This is a genomic window from Paenibacillus woosongensis (genome assembly GCF_009725165.1).
GTDB lineage: Bacteria > Bacillota > Bacilli > Paenibacillales > Paenibacillaceae > Fontibacillus > Fontibacillus woosongensis.
Window position 1 is genome coordinate 45,350 of the sequence record NZ_WNZW01000012.1, and the last position, 24,689, is coordinate 70,038.

Below are 24,689 nucleotides of genomic sequence, written 5' to 3' on the forward strand. Positions count from 1 at the left end.
CAATTTGGGTTTTGCACATTAAAAACCCTCACAGCCTTATGAACAAGCTGCAAGGGGTGATGAGCTTTAAGCATTCGCTTTTCTTTTTCTCAATAAGAGTGACAGCGGTACGGCAAAAATAAGAACGGCAGTTGCTGCAAGAAACGTATCGTTAGAGCCATAAAGAAAAGCGGCCTGTTTCAAGGCTTCGCCGACTTTCTCTCCGCGGAGCTCCGCAAGATGAGCTCCTGTTCTGACCGCCAGAATCGAGCTGAATATGGCTATGGCGAGCGCCGCAACAGCTTGGCGCAGCCAGTTCGAGATCGATGTCGCCGAACCGACATGCTCTGCCGGAATATGGCTCATGGAAATATTCGTCACCGGAGAAGTTGCGAGGCCTACCCCGATGTAACGCAGAATCATCCAAATCATCACGTATCCGATGGAGGAGTGCATTGTAAGCCGGCTGAATTCCCAAGAAGCAATGCAGAGCAGCAGGACTCCGGCCAATACGAACCATACCGGGTCGAATTTACCGTACAGCTTGCCCGTAGCCATCGTCACCAGAATCATAATAATCGCCCCAGGGAGCATGATTAGCCCGCTGGTGAAGGAGGAAGCTCCCTGTGCTTCCTCCAGGAATAAGGGAATGAGAAACACGCTGGAATACAGTCCAACCGATATGAGACAATTCAACATCGTGCCCATCGCATATTTCGGATATTGAAATACGCGGATGTTCAGCAGCGGCTCCTTCACGGTCAGCTCCCTCCAAATGAAGGCGGCAATGCCAGCAAGGCCTGCCAGCAATAAAGCGAGAGACGGAGCCGAGAACCATCCGAGATCGCTTCCTTTGGTAAAATACATCAGCAGAGAGACATTTCCAACCACCACTGTGATCAAACCCCAGGCATCCAAGGTTACGCCAGCCGAACCCTTGCGGTCAGGCAGGCAAAGCGCAGCGCTCAGAATAGCTATGATGCCTACAGGCACATTCGCATAAAACAACGCCTCCCATCCCCAAGCATTGGTCATTAAACCACCCAAAGTTGGCCCAATGGCCGGAGCGACCATGACCGATACCGTCCAGAGGCTGATCGCCATCGACTGCTTTTCCTTCGGTACGGATTGATAAATAATCGTCATTGTGGAAATTTGAATCATTCCTGCGCAGAGGCCTTGGATCACCCGGAATGCGATCAGCGACCCGATATTCCATGAAATGCCGCATAGCGTGGAGGCAATCGTCAAACCGATCAATGCGGCGAGGTACAGTTTTTTGTAGCCTGCCTTGGCTCCCAAAAAGCCAACCACGGGGGCAATCGTACCGATCGCCAGCATAAAACCCGTGACGATCCATTGCACGGAATTAATATTCGTATGCAAATCCTTCATGATTGAAGGTAGGGCAATATTCACGGTGCCCGAATTCACGAAGGCCAGAAAGTTCCCTAAAAATACGGCCAACATAATAAAGGCAAATCCATCCTTCTGTTTTTTGCTCTGTGCCAACAATTACATCTCCTCACAATAATCATCCTCATTAATATAGATATAATCGTAAGTGATGTAAAATTATTGTTTTTAATGTTAACATAAGGATATCTAATATAAGAGGAGCGTTACGAATATGAACCTTGAGCAAATGGAATACATCAAGGCCATTGTGCACGCCAAGTCCATCTCCGTTGCCGCAGAGCATCTTCACGTGTCCCAGTCTGCCGTCAGCCAGTCGATTGCAGCGCTGGAGCAGGAGCTCGGCCTTCGTTTATTCCAAAGATCCAGGTTAGGCACCACCCCTACGGAGGAAGGACGAAGCATTATCAATAAAGCGTTGATCATCGTCGATACGATGCAGCGCATCAAGGAGGATGCCCAAGCGATCACCTCCTCTTTTACCGGAGAGCTGAAGATCGCCGCCATCTCAAGCCTCATGACTTTTTTACCGCGGGTCCTGTCCAGGTTTAAGAAGGATTTTCCCCTGATGAAAGTGACGATCATCGAAATGGAGAGCAAGAAGATTATCCCCCGCATCAAACAGCACACGGTGGATATAGGTTATATCACGATCCCGAAATCGCAGGAACAGTCCTTGCCCGAACATATCCTCTTCAAGAAACTGGACTACGATGCGCATATTAAAGTGATTGTCCCCCAGGACTCGCCATTTGCGTTCCAGAGCTCGCTCAGGCTTCAGGATTTGGCGGATTACCCGATTGTGATGTATGCGAGCCAATTTTGGGAGAACTTCAGTCATTCTTATGCAGAAAAATACGGTCCCTTAAACATTCTATTCTACAGCTCCAATTCAGAAGTCATTAAGAAGACGGTTGCCGAGGGGCTTGCTATCAGCTTGTTATCCGGCTACAGCTTAAATGATGATCCCTACGTGGAGAGCGGCCGCATCATCCCTGTGCATTTGAGCGACAATCAAGTCGTCTCCGACCTCTATTTCGGCTGCCTGGTATCCGAGCAGAATCCCCGTTATGCCGTCATTCAAAGACTGCTGGATGATTATATGCTCCTCAAATAACCCTGCAAGATCCGTGCAGGAAATGTCGGGAAAGCCATCTCCCATAACTGCTAAAGTAGTGATCAAGGAGGTCATCATATGGATTTGCTTAAAAGCATGAATGACGCCATGAAGTACATCGAAGAGCATCTGGCCGAAGATATCGACTTTAAAGAAGTCGCAAAGCGAGCAGCCTGCTCGGAATATCATTTCAAGCGAATGTTCTCCTTCCTTGCAGGCATTCCGTTGTCGGAATACATTCGCCGCAGAAGGCTCACTTCCGCAGCATTCGAGCTTCGAGACGGCGAGGCAAAGGTGATCGATGTGGCGTTGAAATACGGGTACAGCTCACCGGATGCTTTTACACGCGCTTTTCAGAGCCTGCATGGCATCACGCCGTCTGAAGCAAGGCTGAACGGCCATGCTCTCAAAGCTTATCCGCGCATGACCTTCCAACTAACCATTCAAGGAGGAAGCGAAATGAACTACCGTATAGTAGACAAGGAGGCTTTTAGCATTGTTGGCCTGATGAAACGCGTCCCGATCGTATTCCAAGGTGTCAATCCGGAAATCGCGTCCATGTGGGAAAGCCTGGATGCAGGATTGATCGGGCAGCTGAAAGCCCTGTCCAACATAGAGCCAGGGGGGCTGATCAGCGCATCTGTGAACTTCTCGGAGGGAAGGATGGAGGAAAGAGGAGAACTGGATCACTACATCGGCGTGGCTACGACCCAGGCTTGTCCGGATCATATGGCACAGCTGGTAGTCCCGGCCTCGACATGGGCGGTGTTCGAAGCGGTCGGGCCATTTCCAGATACGCTTCAGCAGGTATGGGGCCGCATATATTCGGAGTGGTTCCCCTCGTCAAGCTATGAGCTCGCCCCAGGTCCGGAAATTTTGTGGAACGAAAGTAAAGACGTTTCATCGCAGGCGTACAGAAGCGAAATATGGATTCCTGTATTGAAAAAGCAGCTGCATAAATAATTGCCCGTGAGACTTCGACCCCTATGCACCCATTTCTAGTAGTTTTAACTTATCTAACTGGATTTATAGTAGTTAGATTCTGCGGTAATGATAGGAACGTAGATTTAAATGGATTTCATGTTGTTAGAGAATGAGGATGAACAATATTAAGTTGGATTCTTGATTTTAGGTGCATAGGATCCATCTAATCCCTCAAAAGTATGCGTTTGAGCATAGTTAGATACATGAATTCCATTTAGTGTACGGCAGGTTAGTGTAGGGACTGCTTAGTACCCCATAGCTTTGTACCCCATAGCTTTGTACCCCATAGCTTTGTAGCCGACAGGTTAATGCAGCACAGTTAGCGCCCGATTGCTTAGTGTACGACAGCGTTGTGCCCGACAGTTTGGTGTACGACAGCTCATATTAGGAAGAGCTAATGAATGGACGCAGGCAAGGGAGGCAATGGATTCAGCCAAAATGGAAAGCGTTCAGAAAGATAGGGGCTATCCCGCAAGTCATCTTGATAACTTGTGGGGCAGCCCCTTGTTCAATACATCCACACTTCGAAAATCTTATCTCCTAACATGTTGGCACTTAATCGATATACCCTTTATCCTTCAAAGCCTCATAGGCCGCGCTCTCTTGCTCTTCTTTGATTTGGTATTCCAGGGTTCCTTCGACGATTTTGGCGCAGCGTCCGCCAAAAGGCTTCAGGGACTCTTTGATTTCCTTCAAATCGGCCGTTTCCCGCAATGGATAACTAACTTTCATGCGTAATCCACCTCCTATAGTAGGGATAACAAAATAAGAGGGGCTGCGCTATGAGATGGATCACATGGCATTACTTTAAGTTGTTGATCGGAAACGGCTCAAGCGGATCTGCCGGGGTAAATTGCAATATTTGCGAGTAAAAATACAGCTCCGCCTCCAAGGACTTTTTAATGTTTGCCGCTATGCGAAAGCCATGCTGCTCATGAGGATAATAGAAGGCGGCCACGGGAACTCCGCGCTGAGTCAGGGACGCCACGATCCCTTCCGTTTGCTCCGGCGGGACGATGGGATCCTCGAGACCTTGAAAAAAGATGGCCGGATTCGTAATTCGTTCGGCATGATAAGCCGGCGATCGTTCCCGGTACAGCTCCGCCTGTTCGGGATACAACCCGATCAGCCTAAACGGATACTTGGCTTCCAGCTTATCGCTGTTCACCACAATCTTCTCTAAATCGGAGACGCCGTAGTAGCTGGCCCCCGCCCGGCAAATTGTCGAGAAAGCCAGCAAACACAGCGTCGTAAAACCGCCTGCGCTGCCGCCGCGGGCCAAAATCCGCTCGCCGTCGATCTCTCCCCTCTCCTCCAGAAACTTAGCCGCGCTGATGCAATCCTCTTTATCGTAAATGCCCCAATTCCCATATAAGGACAGCCGATAATTACGCCCATAGCCCGTGCTCCCCCGATAATTCACATCAACAACGGCGAAGCCGCGACTCGTGAAATATTGAATCTCCAAGTCAAGCGCGGTGGAGGCTGCCGACGTAGGTCCTCCATGACTCTTGATTATAAGCGGGGGCTTCTCTTGCACTGGGATGCCAAAATCCAAATTATGCGGCGGATAATAGAAGGCATATGCCGGTTCGTTCCCGCTCGTCACAAAGGTGATCGGTTCAGGCTTTGAGACATAAGGAAGTAAATTCTCATAGTTCGTCAAAGATGATTTAATCACCGTCTCCTGCATTGTCTCCAGCGAGAGCTTGACGACGGATAAGGGCGTATCATGAGCGCCTCCCAGAAAAGCAACGAAATTCGTCCCTGCGCGCAAATGGCTGATTTCCGTGTATCGCGAAGGAATATCCGTGAGCTTATTGCTGTGCACATCAATAATGGCAAGCCTCCACGCCCCCTGTTCCACATATGAGCAGATAATCCGGCCATCCGGGATGAAATCATATTGAGCCATACGCAAGGTCCATTGAGGCGCGCCGAAGTCTTCCTCTTTCTGGTAAACAACGGACGTCTTATCGCCGTCCCAGCGGTAAAGATTCCACCAATTCGTACGATCCGAAATGAAGAACAGCTCTCCCTGCGGTGACCATTCAGGCTGAAAAATCGCTTCCTCGGTACCGCCCGCAATTTGCGCTGCATTGCATAGCGTACCATCGCCGTTAACATCAGCCACCCAGAGCTCGCTGCCATCCCACGGCATGCTCGGGTAATTCCATGTGAGCCAGCATAAGCGTTTGCCATCGGGCGATAAGCGCGGGGCTGCGTAGAAATCGTTGCCGTAAGCCAGCATTTCTTGCTGGCCGCTAACCGGGTCGATGGATACGAGCGACTGCATGCCCTGGCCATGAAGGGTCAGCTGCCCGTCCTCCCGAACGCTGATCAGGCGGCCCCGCTGCTGATCGTAGACGCCGTCGGCATAACAGACGGACAGCGTATCCGTTAGCGGCTCAGGCGTGCTTCCCTCCTTCTGGCGGAACAGGCGCTGATCATGATGTCTAGCATAGGGCGACTCTTCTGAGCTGGCTACGAAATTAGAGAAGTAGACCGACCCTCCCGAGAGCGTAAAAGATCCGCCCCCGTACGAGTTAACTAGCGTTCGGGCGCTGTACCCCAGCGGAGTAACGTCGGACATCTTTCCGTCCTCATCAGCCCTGACGATGACATATCGCCCCTGCTCCGTCGGTCTGGATTCGACCCAATAAATGATATCTTGATCGACAAGAATCTCTTGAAAGGAAATTCGGCTCTGAGCGATATCCTGTGCCGTAATCGGCGATTTCCAGCTGCCGCAAGGTGACAATGCAGGCTTTGCCATGACTTAAAACACCTCCCTCAATAATCCGAATCTACAGATTAACTTTAATATTCTCTATCGCTTTAAACACTGTCTCGCGCAACGCTTCAATCAAGACAGGAATGAAATTGCCTTCCGCCGTGTCGGTCAGGAACGGACTCATCGTCGTAGACAGCAGGAAATTGACTGGTTCATCGTCTCCGCCGCTTAACCCTAGCCGCTGCTTATAAGCATCCACGAAGCCATGACCGTATGTGCTCGGATCAAACGCCGACTGCGTAATGAACATTGGCGTAGCGCCGACTTCATGTCGGTCCGGGGACAAGCTGAGCATTTTAAAGATTTCAAGGTTCAGCCGGTTCATGAGGACAACATCGGTATTCAGGCCTTCTGCCGTCTTCAGATTGAAGGTATACGGTACGATAGACTGGTCAGAGCCGAGCTGGCGGAACAGCTCCATCGTTTGCTTGTTATTGATAATTTCGTCATTCGTTTTATCGACGATGAATTCCTTGATGTAGGCCAGCTGTTCCTTGATTTCCTCCGCCGTTCCTCCCTCCCGTTCTGCCGGAATCCGGTGAAACGGAACGACGATAAAGGGATCATCCTCACGTGTCATCGTCAAAATGGCGGCATATAAGCGCTTGCTGTTAAACAATGTTTTGCCGAGCAGCTTGCCATACCCGCTCTGATCGGTGCGAATGACCCGGTGACTGAGGTACACGCCAGCGGCCGCTGCACCCGGCTTCGAGCCTTCAATGCCGTAAATGCCAACCGTCGGATCAATGCCCCCGTGATAAACTACCGGAGCCTGGAAGCTGACGATGTCGCGCATCGATGAATTGCGGTAACATAAGCCGCCAGCAGGGTAAGGAATGTATCCCGCCTTATGCGGGTCAATCGTAATCGAATCCGCGTCTTGTAATGCTTCATACTGCGCGGTGACGTATTCGTTCATTGTCATGGCTGGCGTATAAGGGCGTTTGCCGGCCATCAGCAGGGTTTTATGAGTATCGTCCCTTAGAATAGAAGCGAAGTAGCCGCCCCAGGCGGCATCCGCGTGGATGACAAATTCCAGACCCCGCTCGCGGTATTCCTCGCGCAATTGGATCACATCCGCAATCGGGTCAACAGCACTCTCTTCGGTACTGCCTATGACGCAGACGGTCATCAGTACCGGCTGCCTGATCGCCAGGCATTGATCCAGCCGTTGGCGCAGCTCGCTGATTTCCATGCGTGCGTCCATATTAACAGGCACAGGAATAATGCTGCTGGCTCCAATACCAAGCACTGCCGCAGATTTCGGCCACGAATAGTGCATCGTCGATGTCACGAGGATGGCCGCCGGCTCCATCACATCGATTAAATATTTGCGCGAGAATTCTTCGAAACCCAGCGTTTGCAGCGTATATTTGCTCAACGCCGTGTTGACGGTCTCGGCCTCGTCCCTGCCTGTGGTTTGGCTCAATAATTCTGCGATTCGGCCCGGGATAGCGAGTACGTCGTCCATTTTCAAATTTAATAACGTCCATGTATCAAGCTCCGTCAGCACTCCGTGTTGACCGTTCAGCAAGGGGACGGATATTTGGCGCGCCGCTGCCAACTCCGCCTCGTTCTTCAGCGCCTCGGCAGCCGAAACGGCGTAATATTTCAAATTTCTCGCCGCCCACATCGCTTCCAAGTTAGCGACCGAGCCGTCACAGGTAATATGGCCCCATGGCCTAATCGCCCCCTGCTCGATTTCTTCATCGGTGGGAATGGTGTACCCCAGCATTTCGCACAGGTCGTCCCCCGTAACCATTTCCAGCACCGTAGTCACGGGCGAGGATTCCGCGGCGACATTATTCTGGTTATACAGCATGGCCGCGAAATACCCGAGCAGCCCCGGCATCGTCAGGTCCCAGTTCATATGGGCCTGATAACGGTAGCTATAGAAAGGGACCGATCCGCTCAGCTGCTCCAGCAGCTTGCTGTAGTTCTCGGTCAGTACGTCTACGCTGTTCTTAAATGAAGACGATTGTTTGATTTCGTCTGTAATATATACGGGGTCGTCTGGAAAATACTCGCGGCGGTCGCTGCTAATCTGCTTCACAGCCTGCTGGATCAAGCCGCTGAACAATTCCTCGTTCTCGGCCTTTGGGCCGATAAACCAGCTTTCTAGCGAGGAACTGCCAGGTCCCTCCAAATCCAATCTTGCTTGCTCGTCCTGCGCTTCCAAGTGCTGCTCCAAACGCTCTGCAAAGAGTCTTGCGGCGAGCTTTGCCTTTTTACCCATCTTGCTTCACTCCATTCTCTTCAATATTTACATGCCGTGATTGATCTCTTCGTCGTCAAACCAGATGCTTTTGCCGATGCGGATCGAATACAGCGGAGTCTGCCCCTGGAATTGCACTTGATATTCCGGAGCGGTCAAAGGATTTTCTGCAAAGGGGGTGTTACCAAGAATGTGAGGAAAATTAACCAGGCTGCCGATTTCCAGCAGCTCAGGATGAAGCCAGTCCGGTGCCTCGGCAAGCTCCAAAATATGATGAAAGTCAGGAGCGATCGAAAGGTAATGGGAAATGTAAGCATTCTTGCCTTGTCCAAATAGAATATAGGTCAGGCTCTGGGGGTAATCGATATTTTCGGCAAAATGCCGGAAATGAACGACTCTTTCAATCGTGACGGTAACATTATGAATGAGAGGAATGTCCTTGGCCGGATCTTGCGGCACACCGCAGAACACATCGGCGGCAAAAGAAGTGATGTGGCCCAGCTCAATTTGCGGCAGCGTAAATAAATTCGTCTGCACGTTTCCAAGGATAAATGCTTTGTCAGGGTTTTGACGGCTAGCTTCAATGTAGGTATTCATAGCATCGGGAGGGAGACTTGCTTTGAGGATCACTTGATATCTGTGGTTTTCCATATGAAACATAGGCAAATGGTCGAGAAAGAGCTCCTCTGTTCCCATCATGACGAACCCATGAAGATCTGGAATATTCTCGGGTGACTGCTCATGGTCGTGTGTACCGTGGATTGCAGTCCGGTAGAACATTACATGAATTACCTCCTCCAAATATGAAGATATATTGTAATTTAATACCATAGTATCTATTGTAATCCATCAGGCCTATTATGCCTACTATTTTTTCCAATGAATTAATGCCGCATAGAAAAAGCCCTCCAGACCCGTATCCTTGGTCGGAAGGCCTTACGATTCTAAGTGAAGTATTCCAGCTTCGCCTTAGGAAAAAACTTCTCCATGTAGCCCTGAAGATGAGTTCTCAAATCCTCTTCCTCTTCTTTAGGATAAATATACTTGCCAATGCCGTATTTGCCCCACTTGTATCTTCGTTTTTCTTCGTCCAGTTCGAGCTTGGTCATCGGGTAATTTTTCTCAATAACCCGCTTCGCCGGCTTGGTAAACCGATGCTGAATGAATTCGAAGGTGATATCCTCCCTTGCATCCTCCGGCAATTCGGCATCCAGACGTTCAAACATATGGTAGTAGCCTTCCTCCCAGCCTTCATGCAAATAGATTGGAGCTACGATAAAGCCAAGCGGATATCCGGCTCTTGCCACTTTGCCTGCCGCCTCGATTCTTTGCGCCAGCGGCGATGTTCCAGGTTCAAAATTGTTAATGACATAGTCGGCGTTCACACTGAAGCGAAAGCGCGTTTTGCCGTTATGCTTCGCATCAAGCAGGTGATCCACATGATGGAACTTCGTCACGAACCTCAGCTTCCCGTATTCGGATTCGCCGAAATGCTCTATAGCCCGTTTGAGGGTATGCGTCAGATGATCGATGCCGACGATGTCGGAAGTGCAGGAGGCTTCGAACCGGGTCGGCTCCGGCGCACGTTCTGCCATGTATTTGTCCGCAGCCTCCAAAATCTCTTCCACATTGACATAGGTGCGGATGTAGGGCTTGCTGCCCATTGTCGTCTGCAAATAACAGTAATGGCAATGCCCCATACAGCCTGTAGCAAAAGGGATTGCGTACTCTGCTGAAGGCTTAGACGTATCGAACTTCAGCGTTTTGCGGATGCCAACGACTAGCGTAGACTTCGCCACCCGATACCTTTGAAAGTCATTGTCTCCCGGCAGGTTCCTGACTTGATTATGGGATGTCGTATAGCGGATTTCGACGTCCATGTTGGCGAATTTGTCATACAGCTCTTTACCGAGCGGATACTCCAAGGCATCGGGCTCGAAATAGACGAGCTTCGGCGTAAACGGCTTGATCATTCGAAGCTCCCTTCCGAAGCAGTCCCGAAATAATACCGATAAGCCTGCTCCGCTTCCTCTTCCGTAGCATATACGGCCATTTCCTGAGTTAAGGGATAGTAGGTTTCATACAGGAACATCGCCAGCTCCTGCGGATTATCCGGGTTATTGACGACCGCAGCCTGCTGAATATGGGTCACATCCTGTGTGTGCGGGTTGCGATAGAAAACATAGACGATATCTCCGGGCTTATAGGCTTCAGACTGATAATTGGTTTCCATGCCATCCCCTTCTTTTCTATAGAGTAATCAGAACTAATCCGAGTTGTTGTTAAAATATTCCCGCGAGTCCTGAATTTTATGTACCGGCAACACAATCAGCAAAAAAGAAGGCGCCCATGTCTTCTTGACCTGGACACCTTCTTGAGAAAGGATAAAACTTTTTAAATCGGCTCTGTACTTATCTTCATGAGACTCACTGAGGAGGCGTGTCACCAAGCAGCTTCCATGGTCCATGCTGTCCTGTCGTGCCTGGCTCTTGGCCTTGCGTCCACCACAGCGCTTCCCAGAATTGTCCGTTATGGAATACAACATCACCCGTATTGTAGATGCGGATCGTATTCCAGACCAGATATTCGCCGAAACGGTTCGGATCGCCAGGGAATCCTGGCTGTGGAGTCGCCGGCGCGTTTGGATTAATGCTCAAATTGACGTCCATCACTTGATAGAAGGCATTTGGCGTATCCGCGATATCCCAAACAGCGACGATAACGTAATAGCCTTCGCGGTCGTTCGGAATGAAGCAATCATTATAGACATCGTTCGGCGGAATGGCTCCATCGTCGATGTATCTGCAGAACAGCTCCAGATCCGAGCGCTTCAGCGGCTGGTTCGGATCCCAGCCTTTCTTGGTAATATAATAATCCCAAGTATTGGTGCTGTGGTTCGCAACGATTTTCCAGTGGAACGTATGCTCCCCGCCCTTCATATTCACTTTCTTCCAACGTGTGGATGATTGCTCATCGAGCTCCAGAAAAATTCCTGCGCTGGCGATCTTGCCGTCAGGTACGCCGAATTCAGGGAAATCCCCTCGTCCCTCGATACTGAATGGCTCATAAATAATTCTGCCACAGTTCACGTTCTCACCCTTCGCGCACAAATCGGCACGGCTATCGACTACATGTCCATGTGCGGAAGCGCTATCAGCAAACAGCGTGGAGCAGGCCAGCATGACCAGCATCGTCCCTGCAGCGACCAGGAACATTTTAATTTTCGAATATTTACGGTCTATGATAACTTCAGCTGTCATTTCATCTTCCTCCTTTAAATTTGAATAGAATAGGATTGCATCATACCAACACTCATAGGCTACTATTTTCCTAGACCACCTCTTTCCAAGCATCATTTGCTGGTTCCCACGCTTGACAAGAAACGGCGTTCCTCCTTTCTTCAAGCTTTTATTATCAAGTCCTGAAGAGAGTTGTCGAATTCCTTGAGGTCGCGGTTCAGGAATTGATGACAGAGATTAAATAATAAAGCGTAGAATACTAGTGCGATCGTTGAAGGAGATAAATAGCGAGGAATGATTTGACAAATGGAATATTATGGTTTTATTTAATTCATATTAAATTAAAATACTATATTTGTCAATTTTATGACAAAAATAGAAATAGAAAACTAATTTCATATAAAAAAAGCACCTTACGGTGCTTGAAATTAAGAATTATAGGGATTGCGGACATATTCCCTGCTGAAGCTGCCAAGATTGCCGAAATAAATCGAGATTAGCTTGGCCGGATCGGTGGCTAATTCCCCGCCTTTCAACTGGCCGCCATCATCCTTGTCGTCCCACGCCCAGGGAGCATTAGCGCCTCCTGTGCCGTTATTGCCGTTGAACGCTCCCCAGCTGGAAAAGGTTTTCGGATCAAACCTGTGGTCCCACATCCCGTTAGGCGCAAATATATCTACGAGCTTATATTTTACATCACGGTCATTGCCTCCCTTCGGCACGCCGGCAACGTCTCTGCTCGGATAATAATAGATTACGTCGGTATTCGCATAGCTGGTTCCATCCCAAGCCTTAATGCCATGGCCTTTAGCTTCCTGGAACGTTACCGGATGATTCATTCCGTCATAATTAAGGTAGCGTACTGCTCCATCAATCGTCTCCTGGCCGTTCGTGTACGTGCTGTCGCTGGGTTTGAAAGAGTAGAAATCCTTATGGAATACCGTTACCATCGCCTCCAGCCGGCCATATTCCGTGCCATCCTTGCGAACGACCGTCAAAACGCCCTCCAAATCATTCTCATGCTCATCGAGGCCGAAGAAGGGAAAATCCGTCCAATCGCGAGGATGATAAAAGGCATATAAAATAAACCAATGCGTCGTGGTTTCCACGATTGAATAATACGCTGTGCCTTTGAGACGTCCGGGATCTACGGATTGATTCTCCCAATTGTTCGAAGTGTCCCAATCCCCATCAAAATCGATGGCCGTTATATAATCTGCGTCATAATCGCTGCTGTCCGTATCTTGAATGTGTACGGGCGCCCAGCGGTAAGCCAAATCCAAATCGCTCGCCGCTGAAGCGCTTCCGGCTGGAACTGCCGTGTTCGTGAGCAGGAGCGCAAACATCAAGACAACGAACATTACCGCCCTGCCCCGCTTTCCCCGCTCAAGCTTCTCCTTATCCGTCCGAGAGTATGGATAATCATGATGAACCTGGATCATTTCGTTCATGTGGATCTGTCCTCCTATCTTTTATCTTAATTGGGTGCCTTCACACAAAGAATACTACACCATTTATGTTAAATAAATACAATTAACTTATTTACTCTGATGGCTGTTTCCGTAATAATTTCAGTCAATGATCCCTGACTCTGTAAACTAGTAAAAGAAAGAAAGATGGATATGCTTAGGCTTAGACCCATACTTATGTCTAAGCTTAAGCACCAACCCTGGACTAACCGGAATACCGGCTCAAAACCGAAATCAATGCTTGACCCGAGGGCAGATGCGAGTGCGTGCGTAAAAGCTGGAGATAATCTAATGGTTGTGAGCGACGTTATGTAGGTTAACATTAGCATTCACAAAATGTAACGGTTGCCAGCGAACCTATTTCCCATTTTTTTGTACACTGCAGGGCTGTCTCGACCGAATAAGCGCGCATACAACCGTTAGAAAAGAAACCTTCGTTTTTAGGGCCGATTAAACGCTATGACAACCGTTAGCGTGGCTTTACTCCAAACAGGTCGCCGTTCGAGGCTAACCCTTTGGTTAAGCGCCGATATCTAGGTTGGGCCGGAACTCCTCCAACTTATCTCTTGTTATTCGCAAGCTGATGTTTTATATTGACATAATAGTAGGTCAAAAAAAAGAGGTGAACGGCGGGATGACTCCACGCACGAAGGAACAAAATGAAGAGATCCGGCTGCGGCGTCTGGTGCAAATCCGCAAAGCCGCTGCCGATGTGTTTCTGTGTAAAGGGCCTTTACTGGAAATCCGCGATGTGGCCGCACAGGCGGGACTCGGCTATGGTACGGTATACCATTATTACAGCAATAAGGGCGATCTGCTCCACGATCTGCTATTGGATGCTTTGGAGCGGGCCGGGGGATGGCTAGAAGCTCCACTGAAGGATCCGGCGGGCAGGCATTTCGGCTTGGCTGCTGCCGCAGACACCGGGAACTCGGCTGCCGTGGATTCCCGAAGCGGAGACCGCGAAACGGACGCTGCCGCAGAGCTTAGCCCCGTCGCCGCCGCCGTCGTGCGGCTGCTGCAGCTTTGGGCGGAGGACCACGCCCTGTACCTGCTGTATAAGCTGGCCGGCGAGGGCTTTGCCTCGCTGCATGAAGCGCGATCGGCTCCGCTCTCGGCCGCCTTTCGCCGGGAGGTGCTCGCACCGCTGGCGGCGCTACTGGAAAGCGGGCGTGCGGCGGACAGGGCTGCCGCTTCGCACGGAAACGCAGCTGAGCCGCCGTATCGGCTACAGCGCGCGGAAATGCTGCTGGCCGCCTTGGTCGGCTGCGCCTCGCTTTCGTTTCGCCGCGGAAAGCTGCACGAGGAGGCCAGAGATATCGCCCAGTTTCTAAAATTATAGAATTGAGAAGGAGCGAGCAAACAAAAGATGATCATTTTAAAATCAACTAGAGAAATCGAAGAGATGAAGCAGGCAGGCCAAATCGTTGCAGACTGCCACCGCGAGGTGGCCAAACTGATCGAGCCTGGAATCACCACCCGGGAAATCAATGACTTTGTGGCCAGACACATCACCAAGCTGGGCGGCAAGCAGTTTACGAAAGGGTACAACGGATTCCCTGCCGAAACCTGCACTTCGGTCAACGATGTGGTGGCCCACGGCATTCCTTCGAACCGGGCGCTTATGGACGGAGACTTGCTGAAGCTCGACATCGTTGCGGAATACGGCGGATGGTTCGGCGATTCGTGCTGGAGCTATGCGGTAGGCAAAATCCGGCCGGAGGCGCAAAAATTAATGAAGGTGACAAAGGAATGCTTGGATCTGGGAATCGCCCGGGCGCTCCCCGGGGGCCGGCTCGGCGACATAACGTCAGCGATTCAACAGCATGCGGAAGCGAACGGGTTTTCGGTCGTGCGTGATCTGCTGGCGCACGGGATAGGGCGGAGCCTGCATGAGGAGCCGAACTACGAGCATATCGGCGTAGCCGGCAAAGGCATTCGGTTAAAGGAAGGCATGGTGTTTACGATTGAACCGATGCTCAACGAAGGTACATTTCGTATTACGATCGACGACGACCAGTGGACAGCGAGAACGGCCGACGGCAAGCTGACTGCGCAATATGAGCATACGATCGCAGTCACGCCGGACGGACCGCTGATTTTAACAGCCCAGTAAAAATCGAGACGAACGGACGGGAATGCGTCTAACTTTACCGATTTACGAAAAACCGCCTTTCCGGGAAAAAGTAAAACACTTCCTTCATAGCCGTTGCCAGCCATAAAGGAAGTGCATCTTTTCTTACCTGACATGTGTATCAAACGGGTTCAGGAGGAGCCTTGTCCGCTACAACCGTAAGGACGATACCATGCTCCAGCAGCGCCTTTAATGCACAGAGCACCATTGTAAATCCGCCCATCGAGTCAAGGGCATCCTGTACAGCCTGGTCCCCGTCACCCTTAAATCCAGAGTTCGTAACACTAACATAGGTTTCGCTATCGCTGAACGGCGTAAAAACCCATTCCACGGAATTGATGTCGGGCGGCGACCAATTCAGCAAAATACGGCGGTTTATTTCGATTTCCAGCACGTCCACATCTGTCCCGACGCCGTACATCTCCCATTCCCAGCGGATACGCTTGCCGGCCTCCAGCCTTCCGCTGCTCTTCGTAAACCAGAATTTTGTTGTGATCGAAGGATCGGCTATTGCCTCAAATACCTCCTCTACCGGACGGCGAATCAACATCCCCGTTCGAACCACAGGTTCCCCTTCCCTATGCATGATTATGCTCCTCCCTTCGGCATTAAAGTGCTTATATCCAGCCTCCCCGATCCCGTGGGCTGCCATACAGTGCACCCCAGCCAGTTCGGCAGTTAAGCCCAAAATTCCCGCAGCGCCGCTTCGAGTTCGCTTTGTTCATCCGCCTCTACCCAGCTGCCGGGAATAAGGAGATAGCGGCAGGCGCTGCTCTGCAAATAGCTATAGATGATTTGTACGGCATAGATATCTTCCCGGGTTACCTCGGCAGCATCGGGTTCCGTATCTTTCGTGAAATAGCTCAGAATCAAGGCTTTGGCTCTCTGTTGCAGCGATTCGATATCCGCTCTAGAAGCCACAGAGCACCGCTCACTGTGCAGCACAACGTTCCCCTTAATTAGAAATAGCTTTATCGTATCTTTGTCTAAATGCTCGTAGACAACGATGCTGTGATTCTCTGCCGCGAACGCGATCACTTCCCGTTTGCTTAAGAGCAAATTCACCGCCTCCATGCCGTCCCTGTACTTTGCAGCCTGCTCAAAATCGAAACGTTCGGCGGCCTCCGCCATTTTACGCTCCATTTCATCATATAAACTTCGATCATTCCCTTGAAGCAGGCCAATGAACCGATCCATGACTTCATCGAATCGCCGGGCATTTGCGCCGCCAAGGCATTTGCCGAGACAGAGGCCAAGCGAATAGTTCAAGCATGGAGTATTTGCCGATGCAGCTGCTGGCCTATGATTGCAGGCGATTTTGCAGCATTCCTCAATTTTTGCCACCGCCTGTTCAAGGCTATTTCTGCTGGCTGTATAAGGACCAAAAAAACGAGACCGGTCTTGACCGCCTTCATCCAGCGTATCTGTAATTTCCAGCCACCGCCAATCGCGTTTTTGCCGCAATACGATGTAACTGTAACCTAGCGGATTTTTCATCTTCCGATTATACATCGGCTTAATATCCTGAATGAGCCTGCATTCCAGCATAAACGCTTCAAACTCCGTATCGGTAACGATGTGCTCCAGGTCTTTGACATGGTGAACCAGTTTTTTCACTTTGGGGGAGTGCGATTTATTGTTGTAAAAATATGATTGAACTCTTTTCTTCAGACTTTTGGATTTGCCAACGTAAATGACCGTTCCCCGCGAATCTCTCATGAGATATACGCCCGGCGACAGCGGGAGCTCCTGTATTATTGTTTTCATTTGAGTGCATGATCCTCTCAACGAATCTATCAAATATGGCGAATTCCGCTCAACTTAAAGATACCATACGCACACCAAGAAGCACCACATTCACCGCCGGATCGGAGCTTGACGAACGTGATGCTTTTATATAAAAAAGCTATAATCTGGATTAACCCCTTTCCGAATAGGGCTGATTGGCTATCATTGCCCCGTAGCCGACTGGCGGCCCCAAAATCACGGATTCCCGAATGGGCGCAACGGCTCGTGCATAATCCTCTGCACGAATGCCATAGGCACGCTGCGCCACCTCTGCCGGCAGGAAACGCAGAAAATCCGAGCCATACACAATATCCGGCGTAGGCTGATCGAAAATCGTAAGCAGGTGGGCATGATCGCTTTCCGCGATAATCCAGTGAAACCAGCCTTTGGGTAACATACAGACTTGCCCGGGCTTTAAATGGTAGGAAATCAATCTTTGCGTAAATGGATCAAACACGGAGGTAATTACCTCTCCATGGATAACATATACCAGTTCGTTGACATTTGTATGCCAATGCGGCTGGATAATGATGCCTTTCGTTAAATGTACATTGAAAAATCCGGTTTTTATCGCAGGAAGCTGTTCCCCGAATACTTGGGTAATATAATTATGCGGATCGCGCTGATAGTTCAGCACCTGATTGGAATCCGCCGCCAGGCGCAAATTCGGATCTTGCAGAACGGGATCGATCATCATAGCATCCTCCTTGAATGGGTAAACGTCTATTCAACATATGCCCAGGATGCTCGATTTGCTACAGATGCGCCATGTACGATCTGAGACATAAAAAGGGCGCCTTCACGGCACCCAAGCTGTACACAGATAATTATTTATCGTCATTGTCTTGCTCATCATCGTCATCATCTTTATCGTCGCTGTCGATCTCGAGCTTCAATTGCTTCCCGCTGGAGAATTTAATTTTGAGCTCCAGCTCTTTGATTTGATCCTTGTTGATATCCAGCGCTGTCATCAGCTTCTCTGCGGCTTCCCTGCTGCTCATGCTGTCCGTTAAGCCAGCTTCGCCAAGAACCTTCTCTACATACTGCACGGCTTGCTGGCCTTTGAGCTTTTCCTTGTCTTTTTTGGCGCTGATTTCGACCTCGGCCTGGGCAGCTCCCTTTTTCTGCTTGTATTCCAGCTGTACTTTTTGCTTCCCTGTCAGCTCGGCCTCAAATTCGAATTCCTCAATCCCGCCTGCGTTTTGTTCCGGCCTCGGCTTTACTTCGGTTTTCTTATCCTTTTCCTTATCTTTTTCCTTTTCCTTTTCCTTAGAAACGGTTTCTTTCGCAGGTACAAGCTCAGCCTCCACCACATTGCCATCTTTTACGATCAATTTCACGGTATCGTTGACGGCAATTTGTTTGGCCAAAATAAGCTTATTGTAGCTCTTCACAGGCAGCTCAGAGGAAATTCCGTAAGATAACAATTGTTTGTTTACGGTCTCGATTTTGATTTTCCCCTGAACGGAGTTATTGCTGCTGTCCGCTGCTCCAGCCGAAAATTGAATTTCCTTTACCGTACCGCTTACGGAGATCGCTCCTTGATTCTGGAGCAGTCCTTCATTGGTCCGATCCAGCAGTGCCGCCATCTCCGCACGTGTCACGTTCTTATTTGGCTTGAATGTACCATCCGGATACCCGCTCACAATCCCTTGGGCAACGGCAACATTCACGTAGCCGACAGCGCCTGCGGGAATCGCCTTCGCATCTTTAAAATCAGGAATCTTCGTCATTTGACTTAGAGCTTCCTCTTCAAGCCCCAAAGATTTGACCAGCAGGCTCGATACCCATACGCGGCTAGCCGGCTTGTCCGGCAGAATTTTGTCCTCCGCCGCATCAAACAGTCCCTGCTCCAGCGCTACGATGACATAACCTTTGGCCCAGGAGTATCGCTTATCCAACTGATCTGCATCTTTGAAATGAAGCTGAGTTTCGCTGGATTTCGATTTGGCATCGCCATCGAGTCCCATCAAACGGACGGCCGTAACGATTGCTTCGACGCGGGTGACTGGCTGGTTCGGACGGAAGGAGCCGTCCTCGAAGCCCTGCAATACTTTTTTCGATTGCATTTTCGTTATGTATCCCGCAGCCCATTCCGCTTCTTGAATATCTTTAAATTCCCGCGCCATAATTTGGCCAGATTGTCCGAAGATAAGAAATCCGGCTAACAGCAAGCAAAGCAAACCCTTTAAATTTTTCATGAAGTCCTTCCTCTCGATTAATGATGATCTCAAAGCCCTACATCTGTTATTACGGAGGCAGGTGTCTTTTTATGGGGGGCGCTTCAAATAAACTTAATCAACATCGTCATCATCGTCATTATTTTTATCGTTCTTCTTGCCGGACTGGGCCGGCTTATTTGCTTGTTGCGGCTTGTTTGCCTGTTGCGGCTTTTCCCCTTGCCCCTTCGCATTACCGTTGTATTTGTCATTATTTTTTTCGTTGTCTTTGTCCTTGTTCTTATCTTGCGCCTCTGCCTTCTTATTTGCTTTCTCCTGTTCCTTCCTCTCCTGTTCCTGCTTTTTTTCCTCTGCCTTTATCTGAGCCTTCAGCGGATTTTCGAGTTGGAACTTGAGTGTGCCGCCATTCGAGTATTCCGCCTCGAATTGCAGTTCGAGCCATCCATCCTCTTCGATCTTCAGCGCTGATAGCAGCAGGTTTTGCACGGCCTTTCGGTCGCTCTGCTCATTCAAGTCCAATTGCTTAATAAGATTCTCGGCAAAGCTAACGGCTTGCGGACCCTGCTGCTTCTCCTGGTTCTGCTTCACTTTTCTTTCGAGCTTTGCTTCTGGCTTGCCATCCTTAGTCTTATAGTCGAGCTTGACCTTTCCATCTGCGGCCAGCTTGATCTCCAGATTCAACTTCTGGACTATATCTTGTGAACCAGCCTGCGGCGATTTGCCCGTCTTCTCAGCGGCAGGCTCTTCCTGAGCTTGAACGGCAGATGTACCTGGCTGCTGTTGTACAGAAGCAACGGAATTACGTTCATCCGCCCCTTGTGCCCTTCTGCTGTCCTCGGGGATCTCGCCATTCCCTGCCGCTTCGCTCTGAACGCGATTAGCGGAGGAATCTTCCTCCAGAATAGGCTCCTGCTGAACGCTCGTCTGCCGCGCAGGCGGTTCAGCAACAGCCTTGCTATCTTCGTTTGAATCCTTCACTTGCTGGTCTAATGCTGCAATATGCTCCGTCTTTGGCCCCTCATCAAACAAATCCAGCGGATCGACCCCTGCCTCTTGAAGCGAGCTCAATATGGACTGGCTCCGCAGCTGCTCCGCGCTTAGCGGAATGCCCTTTTCTGCCGCCCGCTCCTTCACGATATATTTGTTCAGTGAGAGCTGTTCTTGCTGCGCCTTCTCCCGCTGCTGCTCGTTTAACGCAAACACTTCAACATAATAGCTCTTGTCCTGAACGGTAATTTTATGCGGATCAATCGCATATGCGGCTTCTCCAACACCGACAATCGACAGCCAAATCCATTTTTTCCCCGATTCAGGATCCAGGTAACCCTGCTGCTCTGCCTGGGCAAAAATCATTTGCAGCGCCTCGTACACATCCTCGTTCTCCAGCTCCTTCCCAGACAGCAGGAGCATGGCGTCCTCATTCAGCAGGTTCACCTGATCGACCCGCCCATGCTTATTAACAACCAGTTCCAGACCCGGATTGATGTCAACAGCTACGAACGTAACGGGCTGCTTAGCACCCTGCAAGTAGTTGAATATAAACACAGCACCCAGCAGCAGAATCAACGATGCAGCATATATCCACTGCTTTTTCAAAAAGCGCATATACCTGTTCCCATGTGCCGGCGCCGCCATTACAGGAACGGAGATTTTCTCCCCCAAGCCCGGCATGACCGGCGGATGCGGCAGGTTCCGGAAAGTCCCGTCCTCACAGAGGACAACGATACAATGTTCTGTTATTTTCATTACGGTTCCTTGCATCATGATCACTCCCCTACATCCGCAAATGAAACGGTACTGCGAATCCGCTCAAATTCCTCGCTGGAATAAATGAGAACAAGCGCGATCAAATACTTGCGGTTTCTTTCTAATGTTTTACGGCTTACCTTAAAAAAATCAAGCATCTCCTTCATCGGCAGACGCTTTGTTGTATGTAAAATTTCGACCCAATCCGCATGCCCGCTAAAAAGCTTGGCCATCTGAATAAATTGCTGGCGGGAATCCCGGTGTTTGGGAGAATAATCCTCTAATTCCTCTAAGGATACACCGTATTCCTGCAGCGTTTCATCATAGAGCATAAGCTCCTGCGCCAATTCGAACGCCGTCTGCTCCCGCTCGTAGGCTTCCATGGCGCTGGCGATTTCCAGTGCGGTTTGCGCGAATTCATCCTGAACATGGTCGTAAATGACACTCTCAGAGCGCAAGATGGTTCCTTGTTTGCGAAATTCATCCACAAGACGATTGCGAATCAGCATAAAAGCGAAATTATCAAATGATTTGCCCAGTGTTTCGTTATAACGATCAATCGCTTCGTTAAAAGCGATCAGACCCACGCTTGACTCGTCATGGTTCCACCCGATTTGCCGCTTGCAGACATGCGAAACCGTGCGAAGGATAAATGGACGATAATGCTCAATCAGCATATTCCTTTCTGCTGTGCTGCCCTCTTCCTGGACTTTCTTCAGTATCTGTTCTAGTGGCCTGTCCATCAATGGTCATCACTTCCTATTACGTGTATATCATAGCTGTTTATGGGGGTGCTCCAAAACCAATATAAGATATATATCGTGATAAGAGCCCTGGTTCATGAGCTTGGATATGTAAAAAAAAGCCCCACGTCATAGTGAGGCCCTTTAAACTTGAATGTAACGCACAAGGCTTTCCTTAATCCATTCGCCATGGCGTTCCAGCTGCCGAAGCCCTGCCGAAGTGGAGCGAATCTGCTCACGCAGCACCTCTGGACCGTCGGTCCCCTGCAGAAACCGGCTCATAAAATGCAGAAACACATCGATTTGACGCAGCCGCAACAGCACCGGGACAGCCTCGAGCTCTTCCCCTGTAAGGCGGACCCTACTGCCAAACCCCTGACAGAACCGGTTGACAGCCTCACGGTCTTTGTCCTCGCCCTGGCCGAGCAGCCCTGAAATGATGACAGCCGGCTCCATCGCCCGGACATCCTTCGTGCAGAACTCGAAATCGAGCAATGCGGTTACCTGCGCCGGATCATCCTCACTTACGAGCAGATTGGAATAGTTGAGATCTCCGTGGATGAGCTGCTGCGGCAGCTTCTCCAGTCCATCCAGTCTCTCAAGCACGCCCTGATAGGCTAGTCCCAGCTCCCCGAGCGGTTCCCGCAAATCCATATATGGCGGAGGCGGCTGCTGGCAAAACTCCAGCACGGCTTCGCGGGTGCATATCGGATAAGACTGGGGCAGTTCATAATACGGCCTGTAAGACGGCTGCATTCCCGGGTCAATTTCCGCCAATCGCGATAGTATTTCTCCAGCTGCTTCTCCAAACGATTGGGCCGCTGTACTCTCATCTCCTTGCAGCCTTGTTCCTTCTATGTACTCAAACATGCATGCATATCGTTCTGTTCCGTCTTCCAGCCGAACCGTCGTTTCTCCGGAATTCGTCCGAACGGGACGCGGAACCTGGTAATTCAATGTGCGCTCGTCGTTCAGCGCTTGCAGCACTATATGCTCGAACCGGATCTTCTCTAAATCCTGGTGGGTTTCATAGATCCGCAGGACACTGCGGCGCGACCTGCCTTCGACAAAGTAAGTCGTATTATTCCAGCCGCTGGCTCCCTGCTGTATCCTCCCGTTATATTCCGGCGGATACTTTTCTAGTATCAATCTCAGCATATCTCTTTCCTTTCCTCCATAGCTCAACCAGCTTACTTGATTAAGAGTTGTATAATCTCCTAAAAGATTATACATTATTGTATCCCCTCTATGTTCATTGAATCATGAGCCTTCATGATTTTTGTCCTTCTAAAACACCAAGAAACCCCGCAGCGTCCTACCATAGTGCTACCGGGTTTCTTGATTTGCATCGTATGCGTTTAAGTTTTGCATTGCTTCGATTTCCCAACCTTCTTGCATGACAACTAGAAATTTACTGGTACCATGCTTAATTATTTGAGCAATTCTTCTGGTGTTTCGCCTTGATAAATGTACAGGAAGCTAGCCGTAGAAACAACAAATGCAGCGAAGAGAGACAACATGGAAGCACTGGCATAGGCTACTTTTTTCATCATTCTCACCTCCTTAGTTTGATTAACAGCATCGACTGGGCAGCAAAGGAAAGGCTAAGTACGGGTGACATGATTAGAAAATTGGAGCATACAATCAGCACAGATATCCATTTGAGCAAAGGATAATATTGAACAGGAATACGCGTCTGCTGCTGTATTCTGGATGGGGCAAAAAGGAGGCAAAGCATCGCAGCGATCACATTAAGGATCACCATATAGAAAGCGCTGAGCTCGATGAGGGACAGCATGGTAAATAACGCAGTAGTTGCAAGCACACATTTCATGCCGGAATTCAGATGGATTCCGCCCGAAACCTGGCGAAGAAGAGCAAATGACACAAGAATAATCAATACTTCATGCGTCCTGCCGGTAAAAGCCGACAGCAGCAGCGTCAAAGTGATGATCAGCACAGCATTCAAGAGCAGGGCGATGGAATACCGCAGAACGGCAATTGAGGCCGGATGATCGGGAGCGGTTCGCTTGATTTGCACAGCAATTCGATTAGCCATCATATTGATCATGATCCTTCTTCTCCTTCCTGACCGCATAATATAGAAAAAAGGAGAGCGTAATCGAGAAGAATAATAGATTAGACCATATCTCATTCCGGTAAAGGATAATCGTAAAGAAAATAAGCACCATGAAGATGGTAGAGCTGACGATCAAATCCTCCCGCTTGAACCTGACTTTCTCGAAGTTCCAGGTAAATCCGATGCCAAGCCTGTAGAGCAGCCAGGACACAAGCCCGATTGTAATCGCGCTGGAGGTCTGCAACGCATAACCATAAATTTGAACGCTTTGCGATTCAATAATGGAGTCGAAGACGATACTCACAATCATCGTCTGCAGCAAACTGAATGCCGTATAACCGGTAAGCGTAATAACAGCGGCCCCAACCAAGGGCTCTTTCACCACGGTGGCTACAAAAAATATGAACAACATAATATTGGTAATCGGCGCTAAATAATAGAGGGAAAGCTCGCTGCGCAGTAAGTAGCTTTGCAGCGACATCAGCAGAATAACAAACAAAGCCTGCCAAACATATGGGAGCGGATTGATTTTGAAGATGGTCATCATAAGCGCGAATATGCCTAGACCCTCGATCGTTGAGAAAGCCATAAAAGCGAAGGATTCCATAAACCGAGATCACCCTTTAGCGATAAACACTTTCCTAATTCATTTGATAGTCGGTCGCCTTCTGGACCTCACTCAACTCTCTGGAAACCAAATAATATCTTTGGGAAATTATGGTCTATCGAGTTAATAAAAATATACGATATCAACATCTATTTTTCAAGTTTATTTTGCTAGAATACACAGATTTGAGCCGTTATA

Annotated in this window: 23 protein-coding genes; 4 read left to right on the plus strand and 19 right to left on the minus strand. The window is 49.6% G+C overall.

Annotated features, from left to right (window positions below):
- Nucleotides 1–66: 66 nt before the first annotated feature.
- Entirely contained in the window at nucleotides 67–1,491 is a 1,425-nt protein-coding gene (locus GNP95_RS20950) for an MDR family MFS transporter (protein ID WP_155612782.1), read from the minus strand.
- Nucleotides 1,492–1,609: 118 nt separating this feature from the next.
- On the opposite strand from GNP95_RS20950, the gene GNP95_RS20955 reads away from it, so the two are divergent.
- Nucleotides 1,610–2,512, plus strand: coding sequence for a LysR family transcriptional regulator (locus tag GNP95_RS20955; RefSeq protein ID WP_155612783.1), 903 nt, complete (start codon nucleotides 1,610–1,612; stop codon nucleotides 2,510–2,512).
- A gap of 78 nt (nucleotides 2,513–2,590) precedes the next feature.
- Nucleotides 2,591–3,475, plus strand: coding sequence for an AraC family transcriptional regulator (locus tag GNP95_RS20960; RefSeq protein ID WP_155612784.1), 885 nt, complete (start codon nucleotides 2,591–2,593; stop codon nucleotides 3,473–3,475).
- Nucleotides 3,476–4,051: 576 nt separating this feature from the next.
- On the opposite strand, the gene GNP95_RS25845 is transcribed toward GNP95_RS20960, so the two are convergent.
- The 8 genes from GNP95_RS25845 to GNP95_RS20995 all read right to left on the minus strand — a co-directional run bounded on the left by GNP95_RS25845 (nucleotide 4,052) and on the right by GNP95_RS20995 (nucleotide 13,195).
- The gene (locus GNP95_RS25845) at nucleotides 4,052–4,228 is read right to left on the minus strand and encodes a hypothetical protein (protein WP_196427267.1); all 177 of its coding nucleotides are present in this window, start codon (nucleotides 4,226–4,228) and stop codon (nucleotides 4,052–4,054) included.
- Nucleotides 4,229–4,298: 70 nt separating this feature from the next.
- Entirely contained in the window at nucleotides 4,299–6,272 is a 1,974-nt protein-coding gene (locus tag GNP95_RS20965; RefSeq protein ID WP_155612785.1) for a S9 family peptidase, read from the minus strand.
- Nucleotides 6,273–6,303: 31 nt separating this feature from the next.
- Complete coding sequence (locus GNP95_RS20970) at nucleotides 6,304–8,526, minus strand: pyridoxal phosphate-dependent decarboxylase family protein (protein ID WP_155612786.1); 2,223 nt, start codon at nucleotides 8,524–8,526, stop codon at nucleotides 6,304–6,306.
- Between the two features lie 27 nt (nucleotides 8,527–8,553).
- On the minus strand, nucleotides 8,554–9,285 hold the full coding sequence (locus GNP95_RS20975) for a hypothetical protein (protein WP_155612787.1): 732 nt from the start codon (nucleotides 9,283–9,285) through the stop codon (nucleotides 8,554–8,556).
- Between the two features lie 164 nt (nucleotides 9,286–9,449).
- Entirely contained in the window at nucleotides 9,450–10,478 is a 1,029-nt protein-coding gene (gene splB / locus GNP95_RS20980) for a spore photoproduct lyase (RefSeq protein WP_155612788.1), read from the minus strand.
- The gene (locus GNP95_RS20985) at nucleotides 10,475–10,738 is read right to left on the minus strand and encodes a transcriptional regulator SplA domain-containing protein (protein ID WP_155612789.1); all 264 of its coding nucleotides are present in this window, start codon (nucleotides 10,736–10,738) and stop codon (nucleotides 10,475–10,477) included. The genes splB and GNP95_RS20985 overlap by 4 nt, the downstream gene beginning before the upstream one ends.
- Before the next feature lie 193 nt (nucleotides 10,739–10,931).
- On the minus strand, nucleotides 10,932–11,765 hold the full coding sequence (locus tag GNP95_RS20990) for a lytic polysaccharide monooxygenase (protein WP_155612790.1): 834 nt from the start codon (nucleotides 11,763–11,765) through the stop codon (nucleotides 10,932–10,934).
- 407 nt (nucleotides 11,766–12,172) lie between these two features.
- Entirely contained in the window at nucleotides 12,173–13,195 is a 1,023-nt protein-coding gene (locus GNP95_RS20995) for a hypothetical protein (RefSeq protein WP_196427268.1), read from the minus strand.
- A 652-nt stretch (nucleotides 13,196–13,847) separates the two neighbouring features.
- On the opposite strand from GNP95_RS20995, the gene GNP95_RS21000 reads away from it, so the two are divergent.
- Together GNP95_RS21000 and map are read left to right on the plus strand one after the other, a co-directional pair.
- Entirely contained in the window at nucleotides 13,848–14,555 is a 708-nt protein-coding gene (locus tag GNP95_RS21000; RefSeq protein ID WP_155612791.1) for a TetR family transcriptional regulator, read from the plus strand.
- A 27-nt stretch (nucleotides 14,556–14,582) separates the two neighbouring features.
- Complete coding sequence (gene map, locus GNP95_RS21005) at nucleotides 14,583–15,329, plus strand: type I methionyl aminopeptidase (RefSeq protein ID WP_155612792.1); 747 nt, start codon at nucleotides 14,583–14,585, stop codon at nucleotides 15,327–15,329.
- 139 nt (nucleotides 15,330–15,468) lie between these two features.
- Here the strand turns inward: map and GNP95_RS21010 are convergent, their stop codons facing one another.
- From GNP95_RS21010 to GNP95_RS21055, 10 genes are all read right to left on the minus strand, one after another.
- Complete coding sequence (locus GNP95_RS21010; RefSeq protein ID WP_155612793.1) at nucleotides 15,469–15,933, minus strand: SRPBCC family protein; 465 nt, start codon at nucleotides 15,931–15,933, stop codon at nucleotides 15,469–15,471.
- Between the two features lie 92 nt (nucleotides 15,934–16,025).
- Nucleotides 16,026–17,114 (minus strand): GIY-YIG nuclease family protein, encoded by a 1,089-nt coding sequence (locus GNP95_RS21015; protein WP_155612794.1) that lies wholly within the window; start codon nucleotides 17,112–17,114, stop codon nucleotides 16,026–16,028.
- Nucleotides 17,115–17,265: 151 nt separating this feature from the next.
- Entirely contained in the window at nucleotides 17,266–17,829 is a 564-nt protein-coding gene (locus GNP95_RS21020; protein ID WP_155612795.1) for a cupin domain-containing protein, read from the minus strand.
- 133 nt (nucleotides 17,830–17,962) lie between these two features.
- The gene (locus GNP95_RS21025; protein WP_155612796.1) at nucleotides 17,963–19,336 is read right to left on the minus strand and encodes an S-layer homology domain-containing protein; all 1,374 of its coding nucleotides are present in this window, start codon (nucleotides 19,334–19,336) and stop codon (nucleotides 17,963–17,965) included.
- A 93-nt stretch (nucleotides 19,337–19,429) separates the two neighbouring features.
- The gene (locus tag GNP95_RS21030; protein WP_155612797.1) at nucleotides 19,430–21,079 is read right to left on the minus strand and encodes an anti-sigma-I factor RsgI family protein; all 1,650 of its coding nucleotides are present in this window, start codon (nucleotides 21,077–21,079) and stop codon (nucleotides 19,430–19,432) included.
- A 2-nt stretch (nucleotides 21,080–21,081) separates the two neighbouring features.
- Nucleotides 21,082–21,804 (minus strand): RNA polymerase sigma-I factor, encoded by a 723-nt coding sequence (gene sigI / locus GNP95_RS21035; protein ID WP_155612798.1) that lies wholly within the window; start codon nucleotides 21,802–21,804, stop codon nucleotides 21,082–21,084.
- A gap of 144 nt (nucleotides 21,805–21,948) precedes the next feature.
- Complete coding sequence (locus GNP95_RS21040) at nucleotides 21,949–22,962, minus strand: phosphotransferase (RefSeq protein WP_155612799.1); 1,014 nt, start codon at nucleotides 22,960–22,962, stop codon at nucleotides 21,949–21,951.
- Between the two features lie 272 nt (nucleotides 22,963–23,234).
- Nucleotides 23,235–23,357, minus strand: coding sequence for a cyclic lactone autoinducer peptide (locus tag GNP95_RS21045; protein WP_074048639.1), 123 nt, complete (start codon nucleotides 23,355–23,357; stop codon nucleotides 23,235–23,237).
- Nucleotides 23,358–23,359: 2 nt separating this feature from the next.
- Complete coding sequence (locus tag GNP95_RS21050; protein WP_155612800.1) at nucleotides 23,360–23,875, minus strand: accessory gene regulator ArgB-like protein; 516 nt, start codon at nucleotides 23,873–23,875, stop codon at nucleotides 23,360–23,362.
- Complete coding sequence (locus GNP95_RS21055; RefSeq protein WP_155612801.1) at nucleotides 23,856–24,491, minus strand: hypothetical protein; 636 nt, start codon at nucleotides 24,489–24,491, stop codon at nucleotides 23,856–23,858. The genes GNP95_RS21050 and GNP95_RS21055 overlap by 20 nt, the downstream gene beginning before the upstream one ends.
- Nucleotides 24,492–24,689: the final 198 nt, after the last annotated feature.